We start from the raw sequence: 18,190 nt of genomic DNA, 5'->3' as shown, positions 1-18,190 counted from the left end.
CATGCGGATCGACGCCCGGACCGAAGACCAGCCTGAGCTGGTCGCACATCTACGGCTGTCGTACGACCTGGCCGCGACGCAGCGGGCCAACGCCGCGGACAGCCTGAGGTTCGCCTCGATCCGGCTCGACGACGACGCCGGCCGATGCACGGTGATACCGGCCGGCGGCGCCGCCGTCGAGTGTGACGTCGGCTATTCGATCTCTTCACGGGACGCCCTGCGCGACGCGCTCGCCGCGCAGGGCGTCCCGCTCCGCGCCGCCGCTCCGGACGACGGGTCGATGGGCATGCCCGCGGACGACGATCCACCCCTGATCCAGCACGCCTGGATCATCAAAATGATCGCCTACGGACTGGATCCCTGGACCGTGTACGCCCGTTCGTGGGCAGGCGACCTCGTGGAGATCCGGCTGTCCTCGCGGTCGACGCAGGCCCTTTTCCGGATCGACGGGGTGGCCCCCGTGATCACCGTCGACGTCAGCCACGCAGCACCGTCGCGGCGGCTCGGGCTCAACTACACCATCGTGGATCGCATCAGCCGCCTCGTGGACGAGGGAGGCGAGCCGGTGATCGGCTTGTGACGCGCAGGGTTTCCCTCGTCGGGTTCCTGGCGCCGGCCGTGCTTCGTGCTCGCCCGGCGCTTCGCGGACTGGGGCGAAGGCCGATGGGCACGGCATTCAAGGACCTGGTGTCCTGGTCAGCTGCGCTGGAGGAGCAGGGAGACGAAGCCCAGCGTGTTCCGGTAGCCGTTGAGCCACAGGTCGCGGTGTTCTCTCGCGGCGGCCAGGGCCTGGTCGGCGTCGGGGCCGGAGGTCGCCGCGGCCCAGCGGGTCAGGGTGCCGGTCCATGACCACTCGTACTCGTCCCACTCGGCCGGCTCGCTCACGTGGGCGTAGACGGTCAGCCAGCCGTCGGATTCGGCCGTCTCCACGGTGCCCGCCAGGTCGGGGTACTGGCCGATGGCTTCGAGGATCTCCGGTGCGGGGGGCCGGTCCCAGAAGCCTTCGCCCACCAGGGCCAGGCCGCCGGGGCGGACGAAGCGCCCGAGCGCTTCCATCGTCTGCTTCAGGTCGCCGAAAGCGTGCGTCGAGCCCACACAGAGCACCAGGTCGTACGGCTCGGCAGCGGAGAAGTCCGCGGCGGGCATCGTGTGCAGCGACATGCGGCCCGACAGGTTTCGCCGGGCGGCGGCCCGCTCGGCGGCCGCCACGGCGTGCGGTGAGATGTCCACGCCGTCGGCCACGGCCGTCGGGGCCAGTTCGAGTGCCCGCAGCGACCACTCTCCCCCACCACAGCCCAGGTCGAGAATTCTGGCCCGGTCCGGCAAAGCTGCCCGGCGCAGCAGCCTGTCGAGGCTGGACTCCGAGATCGGTGCGGCGATCGGGTGGTCACGGTGGGCGATGGCGCTCAGCAGTTGTCGATCCATGCCGTCATCCTTCCAGGAGCCCGGCGCCGGACCGCCCTTGTGATCGATCCGCAGGGGTGGCCGGAGAATCGGTCCGCGGCGATCGGCGCCGGGACTGGAGAGCATGAGAAAGAGCCGCGCCCTGGCTTTTCCGAAAGGCCGGTGCGCTTTCCCACCATTTGTTGAACTTGATGTGATTGCTTTTGTCACATCGGGGTACAAGGGCGCGCCGGGGTGCTTGGATACCTGGCCCCGGGAGTCGGATCGGCGATGAAATGCCTGTTCAGACAGAGTTCATCCAAGCCACAGATCCTGCAAAAAAGGGTCTTTCCGGCTAAATAGTGAAATGTCGGAAATAAGGCTTTGCTTCCTGGCGGGTGACCGTGCGGGGTGTCGCCGGTTAGCGTCGGATACGTTCCGTTAGCGCCGTTCTCGTGTGTCCTGTTGACCGGAATTCGGCGCCATCCACCTGCCCAGACATCTGCTGGGCCTCAAATCAGGGATGGATCTCTGATGCTCAAGCGCATTCTCGTCGGCACCGCGATCGCGGCGTCCGTGTTCGCGGTCACCGGAACGGTCACCTCGCAGGCCGCAAGCGCGTCGACCCAGACGAAGACCAGCTGCTCGGTGGCGTCCACCACGCAGCTCTCGACGTCGGCGGCGAAGCCCAAGTGCAAGTGGCGGTGGGACAAGCACGACCGCAAGTGCTGGTACTGCTGGAAGCACCACCGCTGGATCAAGAAGTGGTGCAAGGACAAACACCACAACAACCACTAGGCCGCGCCTGGCGGCGAACATCGTCCGCGTCAACCGCCCCGCGAGGGACTCCTCGCGGGGCCATCCCTGCGCCCGCAACCGCAGGCGATCCGGGCTGAGGACCGCCCGAAGGTCCGGGCCCGGGGACTGTCTGCAGGCCCGTGGCAGTGGCTATTGGGGCTGGAGGTTCACCTCGGCGCCGCCGGACGACGCCCGCTCGTGCAGTTCGACGCTGCCCGGCCGGGCGTCCTTGGGGACGTCGAAGACGAGCGCGCCGGCGATCGTGTCACCGGGCTTGATCTTCTCGTAGAGGAGCTTCGAGTCCGCTCCGTCCACGTAGACGGCGGCGCCCGGGTCGGCCTGGTACTCGGCGCCGCCGGCCAGCAGCTTCTGGGAGTCGCTGATGAACGCCTGCGCCCGGGTGCCGGTGTTCTTCACCGACAGGTGGACGACGACGAACCGCCCCCGCGCGGTCTTTCCGAGGCTTTCGCCGCCGATCCGGTCGAGCTGCTCCACTTTGGTCACGGTCATCGTGAAGCCGCCGTCCGTGACGGCCTGGCCGATGTTCGCGGACGTCCCGGAACGCAGGAAGAACACCACGGCGACGACGCCCAGCACGAGCGCGGCGGCGGCGAGGGCGACCCGCGTGCGCGGAACCTGGGACATCGTGGGGGCCTCCTGGCGATCGGACGCGCGGCCAACCACTTAACCAGCAAGGGCCCGCGCTCCGCCAGAGGTCAGGCGGCGGGGTGTTCGGTGAGGTCGGCCAGGTCCACACCGTGTTTGTGGAGATCGTCCACACTGGCCACGTAGCCGCGGAAGTACAGCTTGTCCTCGACGCGCCGCGACACGCGCAGGACGGGCTGATCGTCGACTACGACCGCCTCCACCTGCATCCCGTCGGAAGTGCGCCAGATTGCCATGGTTGAAGCCTAAGGGCAGAAACCTAAAGAGCAGGTAATGACCTCAAGGCCTCGCGCATACGGGCGATCTCGATGCTCTGGCCCGCGGACACGTCTCTGGCCAGCATCCGCATACGCTGGTCGGTACCCTCGCGCAGGGCGGCGTCGGCCATCGTCAGGGCGCCCTCGTGGTGCCTGATCATGAGGCGCAGGAACATGCGGTCGAACGGGCCGTCGCGGGCCGCGCGCAGGGCGTTCATCTCGGTGAGGGTGGCCATGCCGTTCGCGGGCTGTCCCGTGGGGTGGCCGTGAGTCCGGGGTACGGCCCGGCCCAGCGCCGACAGCCAGGCGGACATGATGCGGATCTCGGGTTCCTGCGTCAGCGTGATCTGATCGGCGATGCGGCGGATGGAGGGGGTGCGGGTGCGTTCGGCGACCAGACCGGCCATCTCCAGGGCCTGGCGGTGGTGCGGGATCATGCCTTCGGCGAATCGCACGTCGGCCGCGGACGGCTGCTGCTCCGGCTGCGGGAGGCGTTCGCCGGGCGTGGCCGTACGCGCGGGAGATCCCGGGGCGTGCGGGACCAGGACGGGCGCGTCGGTGCCGACGGGAGAGGGTCCGGCGCTCTCCGTCGCGCAGGCGGCCAGGGCGAATGTCAGCAGAACTGTGATGAAGAGAAGACGCGGCCGGAACTGTACTGACATAGCTTCCATACTGGGCCACGACATTGAAGGAGTGCACGCGTGATCCCTGCGAAGCTACGAGCGGCGGTGGTCGGCGCGGCTGTCATGCTGGTGGCGGCCTGCGCCGGGGCACCGGCCGCCAGGCCCGGTCCGAGTGCGGCGAGCAAGGCGCCATCGAGCGCGTCGCCCTCGGCGAAGACCATGGCCGACGTGACGACCAGCGACAACGTGAAGCTGGTCGCCAACATGCCGCGGACGGCTCCGCTCGACGGTCCGATGAGCTGGAACTCCGACCTGGCCTTCCAGGGGAACTACGCGTTCGTGGGCAACTTCGGCGGGTTCTCGATCTTCGACATCAGCGACCCCGCGCAGCCGAAGCCGGTCAGCCAGGTCTCCTGCCCGGCGCAGCAGAACGACGTCTCCGTCTACGGCGACCTGCTGATCCTGTCGATCGACGAGCCACGCGGCGGCGAGAAGTGCGACTCGGGGCAGGGCACCGGGCCGGCGTCGGGCGGCTGGGAAGGCCTGCGCATCTTCGACATCAGCGACAAGAAGAACCCCACGTACGTCTCAGCGGTGCGCACCGACTGCGGCTCGCACACCCACACGATGGTCCCGGGCAAGAACCCCGACACCTTGTACGTGTACGTCTCCTCCCCCGGCCCCGAGCCGGACTCGAAGACCTGCCCGCCGCCCCACGAACTCATCCAGATCGTAGAGATTCCAGTAAAGAACCCGAAGTCCGCAAAAATCGTGGCAAAGCCGAATATCTTCCCTGATGGCCAGGGCGAAGGCATGTTCGCCGCCGGCTGCCACGACATCACCGCCTACCCCGAGAAGAACCTCGCCGCCGCGGCCTGCTTCGGCGACGGCGTCCTGCTGGACATCGCCGACCCGGTCAAGCCCAAGGTCCTGCAGCAGGTACGCGACACCGAGAACTTCCAGATCTGGCACTCGGCCACGTTCAACAACGACGCCACCAAGGTCGTCTTCAGCGACGAGCTCGGCGGCGGCGGGATGGCGACCTGCGACAGCAAGACGCCCAAGACGAAGGGCGCCAACGCCATCTACGACATCGTGGACGGCAAGCTCGAACGCCGCGGCTACTTCAAGATGCCGCGCGAGCAGACGTCGAACGAGAACTGCGTCGCCCACAACGGCTCGCTGCTGCCGATCGAGGGCAAGGACGTGATGGTCCAGGCCTGGTACCAGGGCGGCGTCTCGGTCTGGGACTTCACCGACTCCAACAACCCGCGCGAGGTCGGATTCTTCGACCGCGGCCCGGCCGGCGGCGACCACTCGATCGCCGGCTCCTGGTCGGCGTACTACTACAACGGCTACATCTACTCCAGCGACATCCTCAAGGGCCTGGACGTCATCCAGATCGACGACCCGCTGACCGACCCGGCCAAGCAGGTCAAGATGGACGACTTCAACGTCCAGACGCAGAAGTCGTACTAGCCGGGCTCGCTGATCTCCCCGTCGCGCCACCCCTTGTAGGTGACGTCGAACGGGGAGGTCAGCCGGGCGCCCTGGTCGAGCAGCATGTGCCAGGACAGCCGCAGCGAGCGCGGCCGGTTGTGCTCGTCCAGCTTGAGCACCCAGGAGAGCGTGGTCTTGGCGAGCTGCGCCTCGGGGATCTCGTCGTTGTTGATGGCGCTGATCTGCCGCCAGAGCGACTCCGGGCCCTTGGTGGTGGGCAGCGAGCCGGTGTAGGTCCGGCCCTCCGACTGCACGCCCGAGGTGAGCCTGGCCAGGTCGGCCACGTTGGCGATCGAGGCGACCGCGTGCACGAACCGGGCGTACAGCATGATCGGGGTCTTGGCCTGGTCGGTGACGAGCTTGCCGCCGACGTAGTCCTGCCCGGCCATCAGCACGCGCCCGGTCAGCGCGGGCTCGACGTGCTCGGCGGTGACCCGCGCGTCCATGCGGACGTCGGAGATCTGCGGGTCGTAGGCCAGGCGGCCGGTGGCGGTGGTGTGCCAGGTGCCCTGGGTGATGCGGGCGTCGAGGGTGAAGTCGGCCATCGGCGCCAGCCCGACCGCGCTCTCCATGATGTCGGCGAGCTGCCCGGCCGCGGGCGGGACGGCCGCGCTGGGGGTGCCGCTCGGAGTGCCGCCAGGGGTGCTGCTCAAGGTGGGTGAGGTGGTGGGGGTGGCGGTCGGCGTGCTGCCGACGGTGGGGTCCGCGCGCGTGCCGGTGCCCCTGCCGAACCCGCCGCGCCACAGCACCACGCCGGTGGTCGCCGCGGCCAGCACCGCCACGCCCCCCGCGAGCGCCGCCCGCCGCGACACTCCTCCCGCGCGGGCCTGCCCTGGCGCCCCGTCCGTGGGTACGGCCCCGCCCCCGGAACCCGGCGCCGTGGACGCCCCCGGCACCGCACCCGAAGCGCCCGGCGTCCCCGCCATGGCACCCTGGGCGCCCGGCACGGCACCCGAAAAGCCCGGCGTGGGCCGGCTCGCGGGCTGGGCGGCGGCGACGCCCTGCCGCAGGGCGGCGTCCGGCTGTGCGGGCGCGCGCTCGCCCAGCAGGTTCAGCAGCAGGTCGCGGGCGGCGGGCCGGGCGGCGGGGTTCTTGGCGAGGCAGCGGGCCACGATCGTCCGCAGCGGCTCGGGCAGCTCGCCCAGGTCGGGGTCGGCGTGGATGATGCGGTAGGCGACGGCGGCGAGGGTGTCGGAGCCGAACGGCGGCCGTCCGGAGGCGGCGAACACCATGGTCGCGCCCCACGCGAACACGTCCGCGGCGGGCCCGACCTGCCCGCCCGCGAACTGCTCCGGCGCCATGTAGGGCGGCGTCCCGGCGGCGCCCTGCGACTGGGACAGGTCCACCAGCCGCGCGATGCCGAAGTCGATCACCCGCGGGCCGTCCGGGCCCATGAGGACGTTGCCCGGCTTGAAGTCCCGGTGCACGACTCCGGCCCGGTGAATGGCGGTCAGCGCGGTGGCGGTGCCGATGGCCAGCCGGGTCAGCGCCGCCCCGCGCAGCGGCGCCACCTGGTGCAGCGCGGGCCCGTCGATGAACTCGCTGGCCACGTAGGGCGGGTTGTGGTCCAGGTCGGCACGCAGGACGCGGGCCGTACAGAACTCGGCCACCTGGCGGGCGGCGGCGAGCTCGCGGTCGAAGGCACGGTCGAACCCGTGGACGACCTTGACCGCGGCGAGCTCGCCGCGGTCGTCCCGGCCCAGGTAGACGGTGCCCTGACCGCCTCGGCCGAGCTCGCGGAGAATGCGGTACGGGCCGATGTCCACGATGCCTCACATGATCGGTATGCGGGGCACGAGACTAGCTCACGGGTCGAGATCGGCGGCAGAGCGCTCGGCGAAGACCCGCATCGCCTTGGCGGTGATCGGTCCCGGCGCGACCGGCAGCGTGGTCTGGTCGACCAGCTTGATGGGCTGCACGTCGCGCGTGGTGGAGGTGAGGAACGCCTCCTCGGCCTCGTAGAGGGCCCGCAGCGGCACGTCGGCCTCCTCGGCGCCGCACCACTCGACGACCAGCGCCCGCGTGACTCCGGCCAGCGGCCCGGCCTCCAGGGTGGGGGTGATCAGGCGACCGTCCCTGACGATGAAGATGTTGGAGCCGGTGCCCTCGCACAGGTTCCCGGCGAGGTTGCCGAAGATCGCCTCGCCGCCGCCGCGCGCCTTGGCGTAGGCCAGGGCCTTGGCGTTGTCGCCGTAGGAGGTGGACTTGACGCCGGACAGCGCGCCGCGCTCGTTGCGCGGCCACGGCACGACGGTGACGGCGGCGGTGCCGGGGAAGGGCTTCTGCTCGTCCACGATCACGACGGAGGTGCCGCCCTGGTCGCCGCGGTCGGAGCCGAGCGGGCCGGGGCCGCTGGTGTAGGTGACGCGGATGCGGCCGAGCGGCCACGCGGGGGCGACGGCCAGGAGCTTGCCGATGCCGTCGGCGATGGCGTCGGTGTCGGGCTCGGGCAGATCCATGCGCCGTGCCGAGAGCCGGAGCCGGTCGAGGTGGCGGGTGAGCGCGAACGAGACGCCGTTGACGATCTTGATGGTCTCGAAGACGCCGTCGCCGACCATGAGACCGTGGTCGAAGACCGAGACGCTCGCTCGGGCGGGGTCGAGGATCTCCCCGTTGACCCAGACAGGGACTGTCATCTATCTCCTCCAAAGCGAGATGCGAGTGCGATGAGCCTGGATGCTTTCAGCTCGGTCTCCTGCCATTCACGCCGGGGGTCGCTGCCCCAGGTGATGCCCGCGCCGGTGCCGAACCGGATCTCCTGGCCGGAGATCCAGAAGGTCCGGATGCCCACGGCCAGCGCGGCCGTGCCGCGGTCGGCGTCGACCCAGCCCACGGCCCCACAGTACGGCCCGCGGGGCTCGGGTTCGAGTTCATTGATGATGCGCAGGGCCGAGGACTTGGGGGCGCCGGTGATCGAGCCGGGCGGGAACGTGGCCGCGAACAGCTCGGGCCATCCCTTGCCGGGCTCCAGCCGGGCGCGGACGGTCGAGACCAGGTGCACCGAGCCCGGGTAGGCCTCGGGCACGCACAGCGCGGGAACCTGCACCGAGCCGACCGCCGCCACCCGGCCGAGGTCGTTGCGGACCAGGTCGACGATCATGACGTTCTCGGAGTAGTCCTTGTCGAGCAGGTCGGCCTCGGTGGCTCCGGTGCCCTTGATGGGGCGGGACTCGACGACGGCGCCGTCGCGCGAGAGGTACAGCTCGGGCGAGGCGGAGACCACGGCGCGGCCGGGCAGGCTGATCACCGCGGCGTACGCGGCGGGGTTGCGCTCGGCCAGGCGGTGGGCCAGGGCGAGCGGGTCGGCCTCCGGCGGCAGGGGCGCGGTCAGGACGCGGGTGAGGTTGGCCTGGTAGACCTCGCCCCGGCGGATGTGCTCGCGGATGGCCTGGACGCCGCGCTCGTAGGCGGCCTGGTCGAGGGAACTGCGCCACTGGCGGGCGCCGGGGCCGTGCCAGGGTCCGGCCGGGGGCAGCGGGGCGGGGCGTACCTGGTCGAAGCGGGCGCAGCTGACCTTGCCCTCGTAGTCGACGACCACGGCCCACCAGCCCTCGCCGTCGAGGGCGGCCAGGTCCGTGGTCAGGTCGCGCAGGCCGGTGGCGAGCCGCCCGCCGACATAGGCGAAGCTGTCGTACACGCGGCCATTGTCCCAGTGCGTGATGCCACCTCGCACAGCAAGTCCACGAAGGCCAGGGCGGCGGGCAACGGGACGCCGGGGAGCGCCGCGTAGTAACGCCTGGCCGGGACGGCGGCGCCGAGCGGGCGGAGCACGACTCCCCGCGGTACGGCCCGCGCCGCCAGCTCCGGCACGAGCGTGACGCCCAGCCCGGCGGCGACGAAGCCGAACTTGCCCGACCATTCGGCCACGCGCAGGCCGCCGCGCGGTACGAACCCGGCCGCGGCGCAGGCGGTCACGAGCAGCGTCGGCTGACCGCTCGGCGCGGCCTCGATCCAGGTCTCCTCGCGCAGGTCGGCCAGGTCGACGGTGGTACGCGCGGCGAGGGGGTGGCCTTCGGGGAGCGCCACCAGCAGCCGGTCCTCCCCCAGCGGCACCGTGTGGCCGCCCGTGGGCAGCCCGGCCGGGTAGTCGCTGATCACGGCGACGTCGAGCTCACCGGCTTCCAGGCGCTCGACCAGGCGGGGGCTGAGCCCTTCCGCGAGCCGTACCTCGACGGCCGGCCTCCGGTCGGCGAAGCGCTGGAGCGCGGCGGGCACCAGTTCGACGTTGGCGGTCGCGAACGCCCCCACGCGCAGCCTGCCGCCGCCCCCGGCGTGGATGGCGGCCAGCTCCTCCCCCGCCTGGTCCAGGCGCTCCAGGACGGCGAGGGTGTGGCGGTGCAGGGCGTGGCCGGCGGGCGTCAGCCGTACACCCCGGGCGCGGCGCTCGAACAGCGCGCCGCCCGCCTCGCGCTCCAGCGCGGCGATGCGGCGCGAGACCGCGGACTGGGTGTATCCGAGCAGTTCGGCGGCGGCGGTGAAGGAGCCGGAGCGGGCTACCTCGTCGAACAGTCGCAAGTCATTCGTCTCAAGCATGGCTGGTATGCAATGTAGTCGGTGGTGGAATGGCTCGCATCTCTCCTATAAAGGGGAACATGATTGCTTTTCTTGGACAGGGGCGCATGGGCGTCCCCATGGCCCGGCGGCTTGAGGCGGCCGGGCACGAGGTGACCACGTGGCGGCGCGGGACCGGTACGCCGGTGGAGCGGGCCGTCGAGGGCGCCTCGGTCGTCATCACGATGCTGCGCGACGGGCCCGCCGTGCTCGACGTGCTGGAGTCGGCCCTGCCGGGGCTGCGGCCGGACGCGATCGTGATCGAGATGTCCACGATCGGGCCGCCGGCCGTCACGCGGGTGCGCGAGCTGCTGCCGTCCTCGGTCGGGCTGGTGGACGCGCCCGTGCTCGGCAGCGTGGGACCCGCCACCGACGGCACGCTGACGGTGCTGGCGGGCGGCGCGGTGGCGCCGGTGCGCGAGGTGCTGTCCGTCTTCGGGACCGTGCGCGAGTGCGGGCCGCTGGGGTCGGGGGCGGCGCTGAAACTCGCCGTCATGAGCGCGTTCCTGCCCGCGCAGGTGCTCGTCGCCGAGTCTCTCGCGTACGGCGAGGCGCACGGCGTCCCCCGCGAGGCGGTGCTGGACGTTTTGGCGGGCACCCCGCTCGGCGGCCTGTCGGAACGCCTGCGCGATCCCGCAGCGGAAACCCGTTTCGCGCTCGGACTGGCCGCCAAGGACCTGGAACTGGCCGCGTGGGAGGGCGGAACGCTGGCCACCGCCGCCCGCCTGCGCCTGCGCGCGGCCGAGGCGGCCGGTCTCGGCGACCAGGACGTGACCGCGATCGCGCGGCACGTCGGCGCGGGCCGTCCGTCCCGGGTCACGCCGGTCAACCCGGCGACCGTGCCCGCCACCAACGGCATGTACTCGCACGCGGTGCGGACCGGGGACACGTTGTACATCTCGGGGCAGGCCGCCTTCGACGCCGACGGGAACGTGGTGGCGCCCGGGGACATGGCGGCGCAGGCCGAGCATGTGTTCGCGTGCCTGGAGCGGATTCTGGCCGATCAGGGGGCGGGGTTCGGGGACATCGCGTTCATCCGGTCGTACCTGACGGACATGGCGCAGGCTCCCGCCTACCGGGAGGTGCGCAAGCGCTACATCACGGGCACGCCTCCGGCCAGCACGTCGGTGGAGGTGTCCCGGCTGTTCATGCCGGGGCTGGTGCTGGAGGTGGACGCGATCGTGGCGCTGCCCTCCTGACCCAGCGCCGGGCGGCCGGCGGGGCGCTCGTCACGGCGGCCGGCCACCCCCGCCGGACGAGCGTCTCCCTGGACGGAGGGATCCACGTGCGGCGGGTGGGGGTGGCTGCGGCTTCGCCGTAACGGATAGGGGCTCTCCAAGAGAGCCGTAACGGACGGAGGGCTCTCAAGGAGAGCCACAACGGGCGGCCCTACGAGAGAGGACCCGTGACCACCTCGGCGGCGGAGAGCAGGGCGCCGTCGGCGACGAGGCGGACGGTGGACTCGATCTCCGGGGCGAGGAAGCGGTCCGGGCCGGGGCCGGGGACCGCCTCGCGCAGTGCGGACACCACGGCGCCGGTCGCGGGGGCGGGCGTCAGCGGGGCGCGCAGGTCGAGGGCGCGGGCGGCGGTGAGGATCTCGATGGCCAGGACCCGCGTCAGGCCGTCCACCGACTTGCGCAGCTTGCGCGCGGCCGACCAGCCCATGGAGACGTGGTCCTCCTGCATGGCCGAGCTCGGGATCGAGTCGACGCTGGCCGGGACGGCCAGGCGCTTCATCTCGGAGACGATGGCGGCCTGCGTGTACTGGGCGATCATGTGGCCGGAGTCCACGCCGGGGTCGTCGGCGAGGAAGGCGGGCAGGCCGTGGTTGCGGGCCACGTCGAGGAAGCGGTCGGTGCGGCGCTCGGACATGGAGGCCACGTCGGCGGCGACGATGGCGAGGAAGTCGAGCGCGTAGGCGACGGGGGCGCCGTGGAAGTTGCCGTTGGACTCCACGCGGCCGTCGTCGAGCACGGCCGGGTTGTCGACGGCGCTGGCCAGCTCCCAGCCGGCGACGTTGGCGGCGTGCGCGACGGTGTCGCGGGCGGCGCCGGCGACCTGCGGGGCGCAGCGCAGGGAGTAGGCGTCCTGGACGCGGGCGCAGTTCTCGGGGTCGCGGTGGCTGGCCATGACGCCGGAGCCGGCCAGGATTCTGACCATGTTGGCGGCGGCGAGCGCCTGGCCGGGCTGCGGGCGCAGGGCCTGCAGCTCGGGGGCGAAGACGCGATCGGTGCCGAGCAGCGCCTCCACGCTCATGGCCGCGCTCAGGTCGGCGGTCTTCAGCAGCCTGGACAGGTCGTCGATGGCCAGGACGAGCATGCCGAGCATGCCGTCGGTGCCGTTGATGAGGGCCAGGCCCTCCTTGGCGGCCAGTTCGACCGGTTCGATGCCGGCCTGCTTGAGCGCCTCGGCCGCCTGGGTGAGGGTGCCGGAGGAGTCGCGTACGACGCCTTCGCCCATCAACGTCAGCGCCACATGGGCCAGCGGCGCCAGGTCGCCCGAGCACCCCAGCGAGCCGAACTCGTGCACCACCGGCGTGATCCCCGCGCTCAGCAGCGCGGCGAGCGTCTTGGCCGTCATCGGGCGGATGCCGGTGTGGCCGGTGGCCAGCGTGTGCAGGCGCAACAGCATGAGCGCCCGCACGACCTCCGTCTCGACCTCGGGACCGCTGCCCGCGGCGTGCGAGCGCACGAGCGAGCGCTGCAGCTGCGCGCGCAGCGCGGGATCGATGTGCCGCGTGGCCAGCGCGCCGAACCCGGTTGACACACCGTAGGCGGGCGTCGGGCTCTCGGCGAGCTCGTCCACGCGCTGGCGGGCCGCGGAGATCGCCGCGATCGCGTCGTCGGTCAGGCGTACGGCGGCGCCGCCACGGGCCACACGGATGACGTCCTCGAAGCTCAGCGGCTCGGGACCGACGTTCACGACTACGTTGTCGCGCATGCTGCCACTCTCTCGTTTAAGGGTGTTGGGTAACCGGCGTATGTGATGTTAGCTCCTTACCATCGAACAACTCCCTTCTGCCCTCTTCTGTCACGGTCACCGCGCGGGGGATGTTCCCGCGGACGATCCAGCCCCGCTCGAACAGCACATCGGTCAGCGCGGCGCCGAGCGCTCCGCCCAGGTGGGCCCGCCGTTCCGTCCAGTCGAGGCAGTCGGGCGCGAACCTCCTGCGTGTCCTGCGCACCGCGTCCACGTCCACGCCGATCAGCTTGAGCGCCCGCTCCCCCGCCGCGGTGAGCTCGCCGCCGTCGAGGTGCCCGTCGGCGCGCAGCCGGTCCAGCAGCGCCACGCCCGCCCGTCCGGCCAGGTGGTCGTAGCACGTGCGGGCCTCTTCCAGCAGCCGCGCCTGGCGCGACTGCCGCAGCGACCGTACGGCGGGCCGCGCGCTGACCCGGGCCAGCACCTCCAGGACCTCGGCCACGTCGTGCCCGGCCAGGCGGTAGTAGCGGTGGCGGCCCTGGCTGACCACCTCCACGAGGCGGCCCTCCAGCAGCTTGGCCAGATGGGAACTGGCGGTGGCGGCGCTCACTCCGGCCAGCCTGGCCAGTTCCCCGGCCGCCAGGGCTCGGCCGTCGAGCAGTGCGTTGAGCATGGCGGCCCTGGTCGGGTCGGCGATGAGCGCGGCGACCGGTGCGATGTCGGCGTCTCGGGTGAGATGTTCTGCGGCCATGATGCGACGCTAACCCACCGACGTTTCGGCCCCGGTCTAAGCATCGCGGCTCTTCACGGCGCACACGAGCCGGTTGTTGCCGCGCTGCCACAGCGTGCCGACCTCGGCGAACCCGGCCGTGCGCAGCGCCCGCTCGTGCGTGGACAGGAGCTCGGACTCCTCCCCGTTGTGCGTGGTGCCCTGGTCGTGGCGGGCGGTGTTGAGCTCGGCCAGATCGGGGTCTGCGACGACGGCCTTCCACCACTCCTGCCAGTCCTCGGGCCGGTTCTCGCGGAAGCGGCGCTCGGTCTCCTTCTCGTGGATCGCGCGCTCGAGCTCGGCCAGGGCGGGGCTGGCGTCGTCGGTGTTGAGGTGGTCGCCGTTGAGGAGCACGCCGCCGGGCCGCAGCGCCCGGTGCACCTCGGCATAGACGCCGGCCAGTTCGGAGCCGGTGATCCAATGCAGGGCGGTCGTGCTGACCGCGGCGTCCACGGGGCGGTCAAGGCCGAGTCCTTCGCTCCAGCCCCGGACCCGCAGGTCCCGGGAGACGAAGGTCAGTCGCGGGTACGCGGCGCGGCCCAGGCCCAGCAGGAGCGGGTCGGCGTCGATGGAGATCACCGTGGCCTTGGGCAGGCGCTCAAGCAGGCGGGCCGAGAGCGATCCGGGACCGCAGCCGAGGTCCAGCACAAGGGGGTCGGGGCGGCCGAGGGACTCAACGGCGTCGATCAGCGCGGTGAAACGCTCCTCGCGGTCGGGCAGATATCCGGCCTGCTGCAGGTCCCAGCGGTCGATCCACTGACGGGCGGCGTCATAGGTAAGCACAACCGGCTCCTTGTAACTGTCGTCTACACTTTGGATAGTCACAAGCTAACCGAGAGGTTGTAACCGGTCAAGTGAACTTCAACAGTCACACGGACAGTGTCACGCGGGTGACGGTGAGCTTCGTCAACGCGCTGACGCCCGGCATGCGGCGCGGGCGTCCCTTCACACCCGCCGTTCTCGACGAGGCCGCCACGGCCGGCGCGCGCGAGATCTATCCGGCGCACCGGCCGTTCACCACCCCGGAGGCGGAGGAACTGGCGGGCGTGGCCGTACGGCTGCGCGCGGTCTTCGAAGCCGTGGCCGCCGAGGACAACGACACCGCCGCCGCCCGGCTCAACCGCCTGCTCGACGACCACAACGCCCGTCCCCGCCTCGACCGCCACGACGGCGAGCCGTGGCACCTGCACTTCCACGGCCCCGGCGGCACCGTGGCCGGCGACTGGGGCGCCAGTTGCTCGACGGCGCTGGCGATCGTGCTGGGCAGCGAGTTCGCCGACCGGCTCGGCGTGTGCACGGCGCCCGCCTGCGACCGCGTCTACGTGGACGTCTCCCGCAACGGCACCAAGCGCTTCTGCTCGACCGCGTGCCAGAACCGGGTGAAGACGGCCGCCTTCCGGGCCAGGGCGAAGAACTGAGTTGGGGGAGAGGGGGAAGATTCGCTACAGTTCTCTCGTCGCCGCCGATCGCGGCGGACGCGGAAGTGGCTCAGTGGTAGAGCATCACCTTGCCAAGGTGAGGGTCGCGGGTTCAAATCCCGTCTTCCGCTCGGAGCTTCCGGCTCGGTGGAGTGGCCGAGAGGCGAGGCAGCGGCCTGCAAAGCCGTCCACACGGGTTCAAATCCCGTCTCCACCTCCAGTTGAATACCCGGACGATTAGCTCAGCGGGAGAGCGCTTCCCTGACACGGAAGAGGTCACTGGTTCAATCCCAGTATCGTCCACCAGTTTTGAGTCCCACGCCGTAGTCCCGTTTCACCGGTGGGTGAGCAAGGGGGCGTGGTGGTCGGTGTCCGGTGGGCCGTCGGGGTCGGCGTGGACGGTCGCGGCCCTCAGGCGGGGCAGGTCGTGGATCAGGCGGTGTTCGGCCTCCACCGCCACTGCGTGGGCTTCGATCAGCGACAACTGGTGGCTGACCGTGATGTCCACTTCGGCGCGTAGCGTGTGGCCGATCCAGCGCATGCGGACCGCGCCCACGCCTTTCACGCCGGGTACCACGGTCAGGATCCTCTCCGCCCGCGTGATGAGGGCGGGGTCCACGGCGTCCATCAGGCGGTGGTAGATCTCCCTGGCGGCGTCGCGCAGGACGAAGCAGATCGCGACCGTGATGAGCAGGCCGACGATCGGATCGGCCAGAGGGAAGCCCAGGGCGGCGCCGCCCGCGCTCAGCAGGACGGCCAGGGAGGTGAAGCCGTCGGTACGGGCGTGCAGGCCGTCGGCCACCAGCGCGGCCGAGCCGATTTCGCGGCCCACCCTGATGCGGTAGCGGGCCACCCACTCGTTGCCGACGAAGCCCACGACGCCCGCGGCGGCCACCAGGCCCACGGCGCGGATGTCCTCTGGGGTGATCAGGCGCTTCACGGCCTCGTACGCGGCCAGTGCGGCTGAGGCGGCGATCAGGGCGACGATGACGATGCCGGCCAGGTCCTCGGCGCGGCCGTACCCGTAGGTGAAACGGCGGGTGGCGGCGCGGCGCCCCAGGGAGAAGGCGATCGCCAGCGGGACGGCGGTCAGGGCGTCGGCGAAGTTGTGCAGCGTGTCGCCCAGCAGGGCCACCGAGCCGGACAGGGCGACGATGGCGGCCTGGACGAGGGCGGTGACCATGAGGACCGCGAAGGAGACGGCCAGCACCCGCATGCCACGGCTGCTGGACTCCAGGGCCGCGTCGGTTCTGTCGGCGGTGTCGTGGCTGTGGGGTTTGAGGAGGCGGCCCAGCTTCGACGGGGCGTGTCCGTGCCCGTGGCCGTGTGACGGGGGGTCGGGGTGCGTCATCGTCTCCCCTCTCGGTGGCCCTCGCATTATAGATATTCATGTACGCATATGACAACGGGTCAGAGAGGCGCCGGGTGGTGGTCGGAGACGGCGTTGAGCTCGATGCCGTGCTCGAGCAGGGCCTTCAGCGCGCACAACACCGTGGTGAAGCCGCCGACGGTGTCGTTGACCCACTGGAGGGTGTCGTCGCCCGAGCCCTGGTAGCCGGTCTCGGTGACCTCGACGAACGTGGCGTCCCCGGCGATGGGGGTGAAGCGCAGCTCCACCGTGGTCGGCTGCGCGTAGTTGCCCCACTCGAACCTGATCAGCCGCCCCTCCTGCACCGCCTTGACCCAGACCTGGACGCTCGCGCCGTACGTCTCCCACTCCCAGCGCAACTCCGCCCCCGGAAGCATGGGCCCGCTGCTCTTGGAGTACCACAGGCGCGTGGTGACGGCCGGGTCGGCGAAGGCCTGGAAGGCCGTCTCGGCGGGCGTGCGGACGATCATGCACGCGTACGCGGCGGGGGCTTGGGTGAGCTGGAGAGTCTGCATGGCCAGGAGTGTGCCCCCAGGGATCTGGTCGCCCTACCCCGGCACGTTCAAGAATCGGCCACGCAGCCGGAGAGGCCGGCCGCGGTTTCCACCATGCGCCGGTAGTCCGGGCACTGGGTGAAGTCGTCCGCGCCGCATTCCATGAGGTGTTCGATCAGCCGCTTGGACGTCGTGATCTCCGCGAGCCGCCGCTCCAGGTCCGCGTGGTGCCGCTGGAGCAGGGTCCGGCGTTCGGCCCTGCCGGTGGCCGACAGGACCTCACCGATCTGGTCGAGGCTCATGCCGCCGCCCTTGGCGCGAATGATCGTCATGACGCGGATGACGTGGTCGCGGGTGTAGCGGCGGCGGCCGTTCACCCGGGCGGCCGGGGTCAGCAGGCCCATCGCCTCCCAGTGGCGCAGGACGTGCGTCCCGAGACCGAACCGGTCGGCCAATTCCCCGATACGCATTGACTTCATGTTGACATTAACTTGCAGACTTTCCCGCATGTCAACCAACGACGTGGTCATCATCGGAGGCGGGCCGGCCGGGCTGGCCGCCGCCCTCACCCTCGGGCGGGCGCACCGCCGGGTACTCCTGCTCGACGCCGGGCACGGCCGCAACGCCCCGGCCGAGGCCGTTCACAACTTCCTGACCAGGGACGGCATACCACCGGCCGAGTTGCGCGAGCTCGCCCGCGAGGAGCTGTCGGCCTACCCGTCGGTCGAGATCCGGGAGGAGACGGTCACCGATGTCCGCCCCGGCTTCCGGGTGGAGCTGTCGGGAGGGGGAACGGCGGGCGCGCGCCGGCTCCTGCTGGCTACCGGTCTGTCCGACGACCTTCCCGGCCCGCCCGGCGTCGAGTCGCTGTGGGGGCGATCGGCCTTCCACTGCCCGTACTGCCACGGGTGGGAGGTCACGGGCAGGCCGGTCGCGGTGATCGGGGCCTCCCCCGCCCGGGTACGGCTGGCGCTGCAGCTGAGCCGCTTCGCCGACGTGGCCCTGTGCACCGGCCGGGAACCGCTCGACCCGGCCTCGCGGGCGAAGCTCCTGGCCCAGGGCGTCGCCGTGAGGGACGAGCGGATCGCCCGCCTGGAGTCGGCCGGCGGCAGGCTGGAGCGGATCGTGTTCGAGGACGGCCCGCCGCTGCCCCGGCAGGCGGTGTTCGTGGTCAACGTGCCGCGCAGGCACAGGACGGACCTGGCCGCCCGGCTGGGCTGCGCCACGTTCACCGACGGCTGCGTGGAGGTGAACGAGTTCGGCCAGACCGGCGTCCCGGGCGTCTACGCGGCGGGCGACACGGCGCGCAGGGCCACCGTCCCGGTCCCGCTGGCAGCGGTCATAGCCGCTGCGGCCGGCGGAACCGTCGCCGGCGCGGCCATCGACCAGGACCTGCTGAGCGCCGACTTCGGCCTGCCCGCGTTCGCGGCCCCGAAGGGCTGA

The 18,190-nt window shown here is 71.4% G+C and carries 20 protein-coding genes and 3 tRNA genes; 9 read left to right on the top strand and 14 right to left on the bottom strand.

Translation table 11 applies throughout. The features are described from left to right. Position 1: 1 nt before the first annotated feature. Positions 2-580: a hypothetical protein gene (locus ACIBI5_RS06215; protein WP_397243689.1), complete on the top strand. Its 579-nt coding sequence runs from the start codon at positions 2-4 to the stop codon at positions 578-580. Between the two features lie 116 nt (positions 581-696). Here ACIBI5_RS06215 and ACIBI5_RS06210 read toward each other — a convergent pair whose 3' ends face one another. Continuing rightward, complete coding sequence (locus ACIBI5_RS06210; protein WP_397243687.1) at positions 697-1,425, bottom strand: SAM-dependent methyltransferase; 729 nt, start codon at positions 1,423-1,425, stop codon at positions 697-699. A 492-nt stretch (positions 1,426-1,917) separates the two neighbouring features. Between ACIBI5_RS06210 and ACIBI5_RS06205 the strand changes: the two genes are divergently transcribed. After that, the gene (locus ACIBI5_RS06205) at positions 1,918-2,181 is read left to right on the top strand and encodes a hypothetical protein (protein ID WP_397243685.1); all 264 of its coding nucleotides are present in this window, start codon (positions 1,918-1,920) and stop codon (positions 2,179-2,181) included. A gap of 150 nt (positions 2,182-2,331) precedes the next feature. Here the strand turns inward: ACIBI5_RS06205 and ACIBI5_RS06200 are convergent, their stop codons facing one another. From ACIBI5_RS06200 to ACIBI5_RS06190, 3 genes are all read right to left on the bottom strand, one after another. After that, positions 2,332-2,826 (bottom strand): DUF4352 domain-containing protein, encoded by a 495-nt coding sequence (locus ACIBI5_RS06200; RefSeq protein WP_397243683.1) that lies wholly within the window; start codon positions 2,824-2,826, stop codon positions 2,332-2,334. Positions 2,827-2,897: 71 nt separating this feature from the next. After that, positions 2,898-3,083: a hypothetical protein gene (locus ACIBI5_RS06195; protein ID WP_397243681.1), complete on the bottom strand. Its 186-nt coding sequence runs from the start codon at positions 3,081-3,083 to the stop codon at positions 2,898-2,900. Between the two features lie 23 nt (positions 3,084-3,106). Further along, positions 3,107-3,766, bottom strand: coding sequence for a DUF305 domain-containing protein (locus ACIBI5_RS06190; protein ID WP_397243679.1), 660 nt, complete (start codon positions 3,764-3,766; stop codon positions 3,107-3,109). Positions 3,767-3,805: 39 nt separating this feature from the next. On the opposite strand from ACIBI5_RS06190, the gene ACIBI5_RS06185 reads away from it, so the two are divergent. Continuing rightward, on the top strand, positions 3,806-5,206 hold the full coding sequence (locus tag ACIBI5_RS06185) for an LVIVD repeat-containing protein (RefSeq protein ID WP_397243677.1): 1,401 nt from the start codon (positions 3,806-3,808) through the stop codon (positions 5,204-5,206). Here ACIBI5_RS06185 and ACIBI5_RS06180 read toward each other — a convergent pair. The 4 genes from ACIBI5_RS06180 to ACIBI5_RS06165 are packed head-to-tail and all read right to left on the bottom strand — an operon-like array spanning position 5,203 to position 9,760. Then, positions 5,203-6,993: a serine/threonine protein kinase gene (locus ACIBI5_RS06180; protein WP_397243675.1), complete on the bottom strand. Its 1,791-nt coding sequence runs from the start codon at positions 6,991-6,993 to the stop codon at positions 5,203-5,205. The genes ACIBI5_RS06185 and ACIBI5_RS06180 overlap by 4 nt on opposite strands. A gap of 39 nt (positions 6,994-7,032) precedes the next feature. Further along, positions 7,033-7,863 (bottom strand): aminotransferase class IV, encoded by an 831-nt coding sequence (locus ACIBI5_RS06175; RefSeq protein ID WP_397243673.1) that lies wholly within the window; start codon positions 7,861-7,863, stop codon positions 7,033-7,035. After that, complete coding sequence (locus ACIBI5_RS06170; protein ID WP_397243671.1) at positions 7,860-8,864, bottom strand: chorismate-binding protein; 1,005 nt, start codon at positions 8,862-8,864, stop codon at positions 7,860-7,862. Before ACIBI5_RS06170 ends, ACIBI5_RS06175 begins: the two co-directional genes overlap by 4 nt. Further along, positions 8,807-9,760, bottom strand: a complete 954-nt coding sequence (locus tag ACIBI5_RS06165) for a LysR family transcriptional regulator (protein ID WP_397243669.1) — start codon at positions 9,758-9,760, stop codon at positions 8,807-8,809. Before ACIBI5_RS06165 ends, ACIBI5_RS06170 begins: the two co-directional genes overlap by 58 nt. 59 nt (positions 9,761-9,819) lie before the next feature. Between ACIBI5_RS06165 and ACIBI5_RS06160 the strand changes: the two genes are divergently transcribed. Continuing rightward, the gene (locus ACIBI5_RS06160) at positions 9,820-10,977 is read left to right on the top strand and encodes a Rid family hydrolase (protein ID WP_397243667.1); all 1,158 of its coding nucleotides are present in this window, start codon (positions 9,820-9,822) and stop codon (positions 10,975-10,977) included. 190 nt (positions 10,978-11,167) lie between these two features. On the opposite strand, the gene hutH is transcribed toward ACIBI5_RS06160, so the two are convergent. From hutH to ACIBI5_RS06145, 3 genes are read right to left on the bottom strand one after another with little or no spacing between them, the layout of a single operon-like run. Beyond that, positions 11,168-12,718, bottom strand: coding sequence for a histidine ammonia-lyase (hutH, locus tag ACIBI5_RS06155; protein ID WP_397243665.1), 1,551 nt, complete (start codon positions 12,716-12,718; stop codon positions 11,168-11,170). A gap of 16 nt (positions 12,719-12,734) precedes the next feature. Then, positions 12,735-13,448, bottom strand: a complete 714-nt coding sequence (locus tag ACIBI5_RS06150; RefSeq protein WP_397243661.1) for an ArsR/SmtB family transcription factor — start codon at positions 13,446-13,448, stop codon at positions 12,735-12,737. A gap of 36 nt (positions 13,449-13,484) precedes the next feature. Beyond that, on the bottom strand, positions 13,485-14,249 hold the full coding sequence (locus ACIBI5_RS06145; RefSeq protein ID WP_397243659.1) for a methyltransferase domain-containing protein: 765 nt from the start codon (positions 14,247-14,249) through the stop codon (positions 13,485-13,487). Between the two features lie 107 nt (positions 14,250-14,356). Here ACIBI5_RS06145 and ACIBI5_RS06140 point away from each other — a divergent pair, with 107 nt between their 5' ends. The 4 genes from ACIBI5_RS06140 (at position 14,357) to ACIBI5_RS06125 (ending at position 15,190) form a co-directional block, all read left to right on the top strand. Then, positions 14,357-14,884 carry a CGNR zinc finger domain-containing protein gene (locus tag ACIBI5_RS06140; RefSeq protein WP_397243657.1) on the top strand — a complete coding sequence of 176 codons (528 nt, stop codon included), beginning with the start codon at positions 14,357-14,359 and terminating at the stop codon, positions 14,882-14,884. A 59-nt stretch (positions 14,885-14,943) separates the two neighbouring features. Then, positions 14,944-15,015: transfer RNA gene (locus ACIBI5_RS06135), tRNA-Gly, on the top strand. A gap of 15 nt (positions 15,016-15,030) precedes the next feature. Further along, positions 15,031-15,104: transfer RNA gene (locus tag ACIBI5_RS06130), tRNA-Cys, on the top strand. Positions 15,105-15,115: 11 nt separating this feature from the next. Further along, a tRNA-Val gene (locus ACIBI5_RS06125) sits at positions 15,116-15,190 on the top strand. Between the two features lie 28 nt (positions 15,191-15,218). Here ACIBI5_RS06125 and ACIBI5_RS06120 read toward each other — a convergent pair. From ACIBI5_RS06120 to ACIBI5_RS06110, 3 genes are read right to left on the bottom strand one after another with little or no spacing between them, the layout of a single operon-like run. Next, positions 15,219-16,235: a cation diffusion facilitator family transporter gene (locus ACIBI5_RS06120; protein ID WP_397243655.1), complete on the bottom strand. Its 1,017-nt coding sequence runs from the start codon at positions 16,233-16,235 to the stop codon at positions 15,219-15,221. Positions 16,236-16,294: 59 nt separating this feature from the next. Further along, a complete protein-coding gene (locus ACIBI5_RS06115; RefSeq protein ID WP_397243653.1) occupies positions 16,295-16,768 on the bottom strand; it encodes an SRPBCC family protein in 474 nt (157 codons plus the stop codon). 47 nt (positions 16,769-16,815) lie between these two features. Beyond that, positions 16,816-17,217, bottom strand: a complete 402-nt coding sequence (locus ACIBI5_RS06110) for a MerR family transcriptional regulator (protein ID WP_397243651.1) — start codon at positions 17,215-17,217, stop codon at positions 16,816-16,818. A gap of 37 nt (positions 17,218-17,254) precedes the next feature. Between ACIBI5_RS06110 and ACIBI5_RS06105 the strand changes: the two genes are divergently transcribed. Next, complete coding sequence (locus ACIBI5_RS06105; protein WP_397243649.1) at positions 17,255-18,190, top strand: NAD(P)/FAD-dependent oxidoreductase; 936 nt, start codon at positions 17,255-17,257, stop codon at positions 18,188-18,190.

It is taken from the genome of Nonomuraea sp. NPDC050540, from assembly GCF_044457485.1.
GTDB lineage: Bacteria > Actinomycetota > Actinomycetes > Streptosporangiales > Streptosporangiaceae > Nonomuraea.
This window is presented reverse-complemented; position numbering and strand designations above follow the sequence as displayed.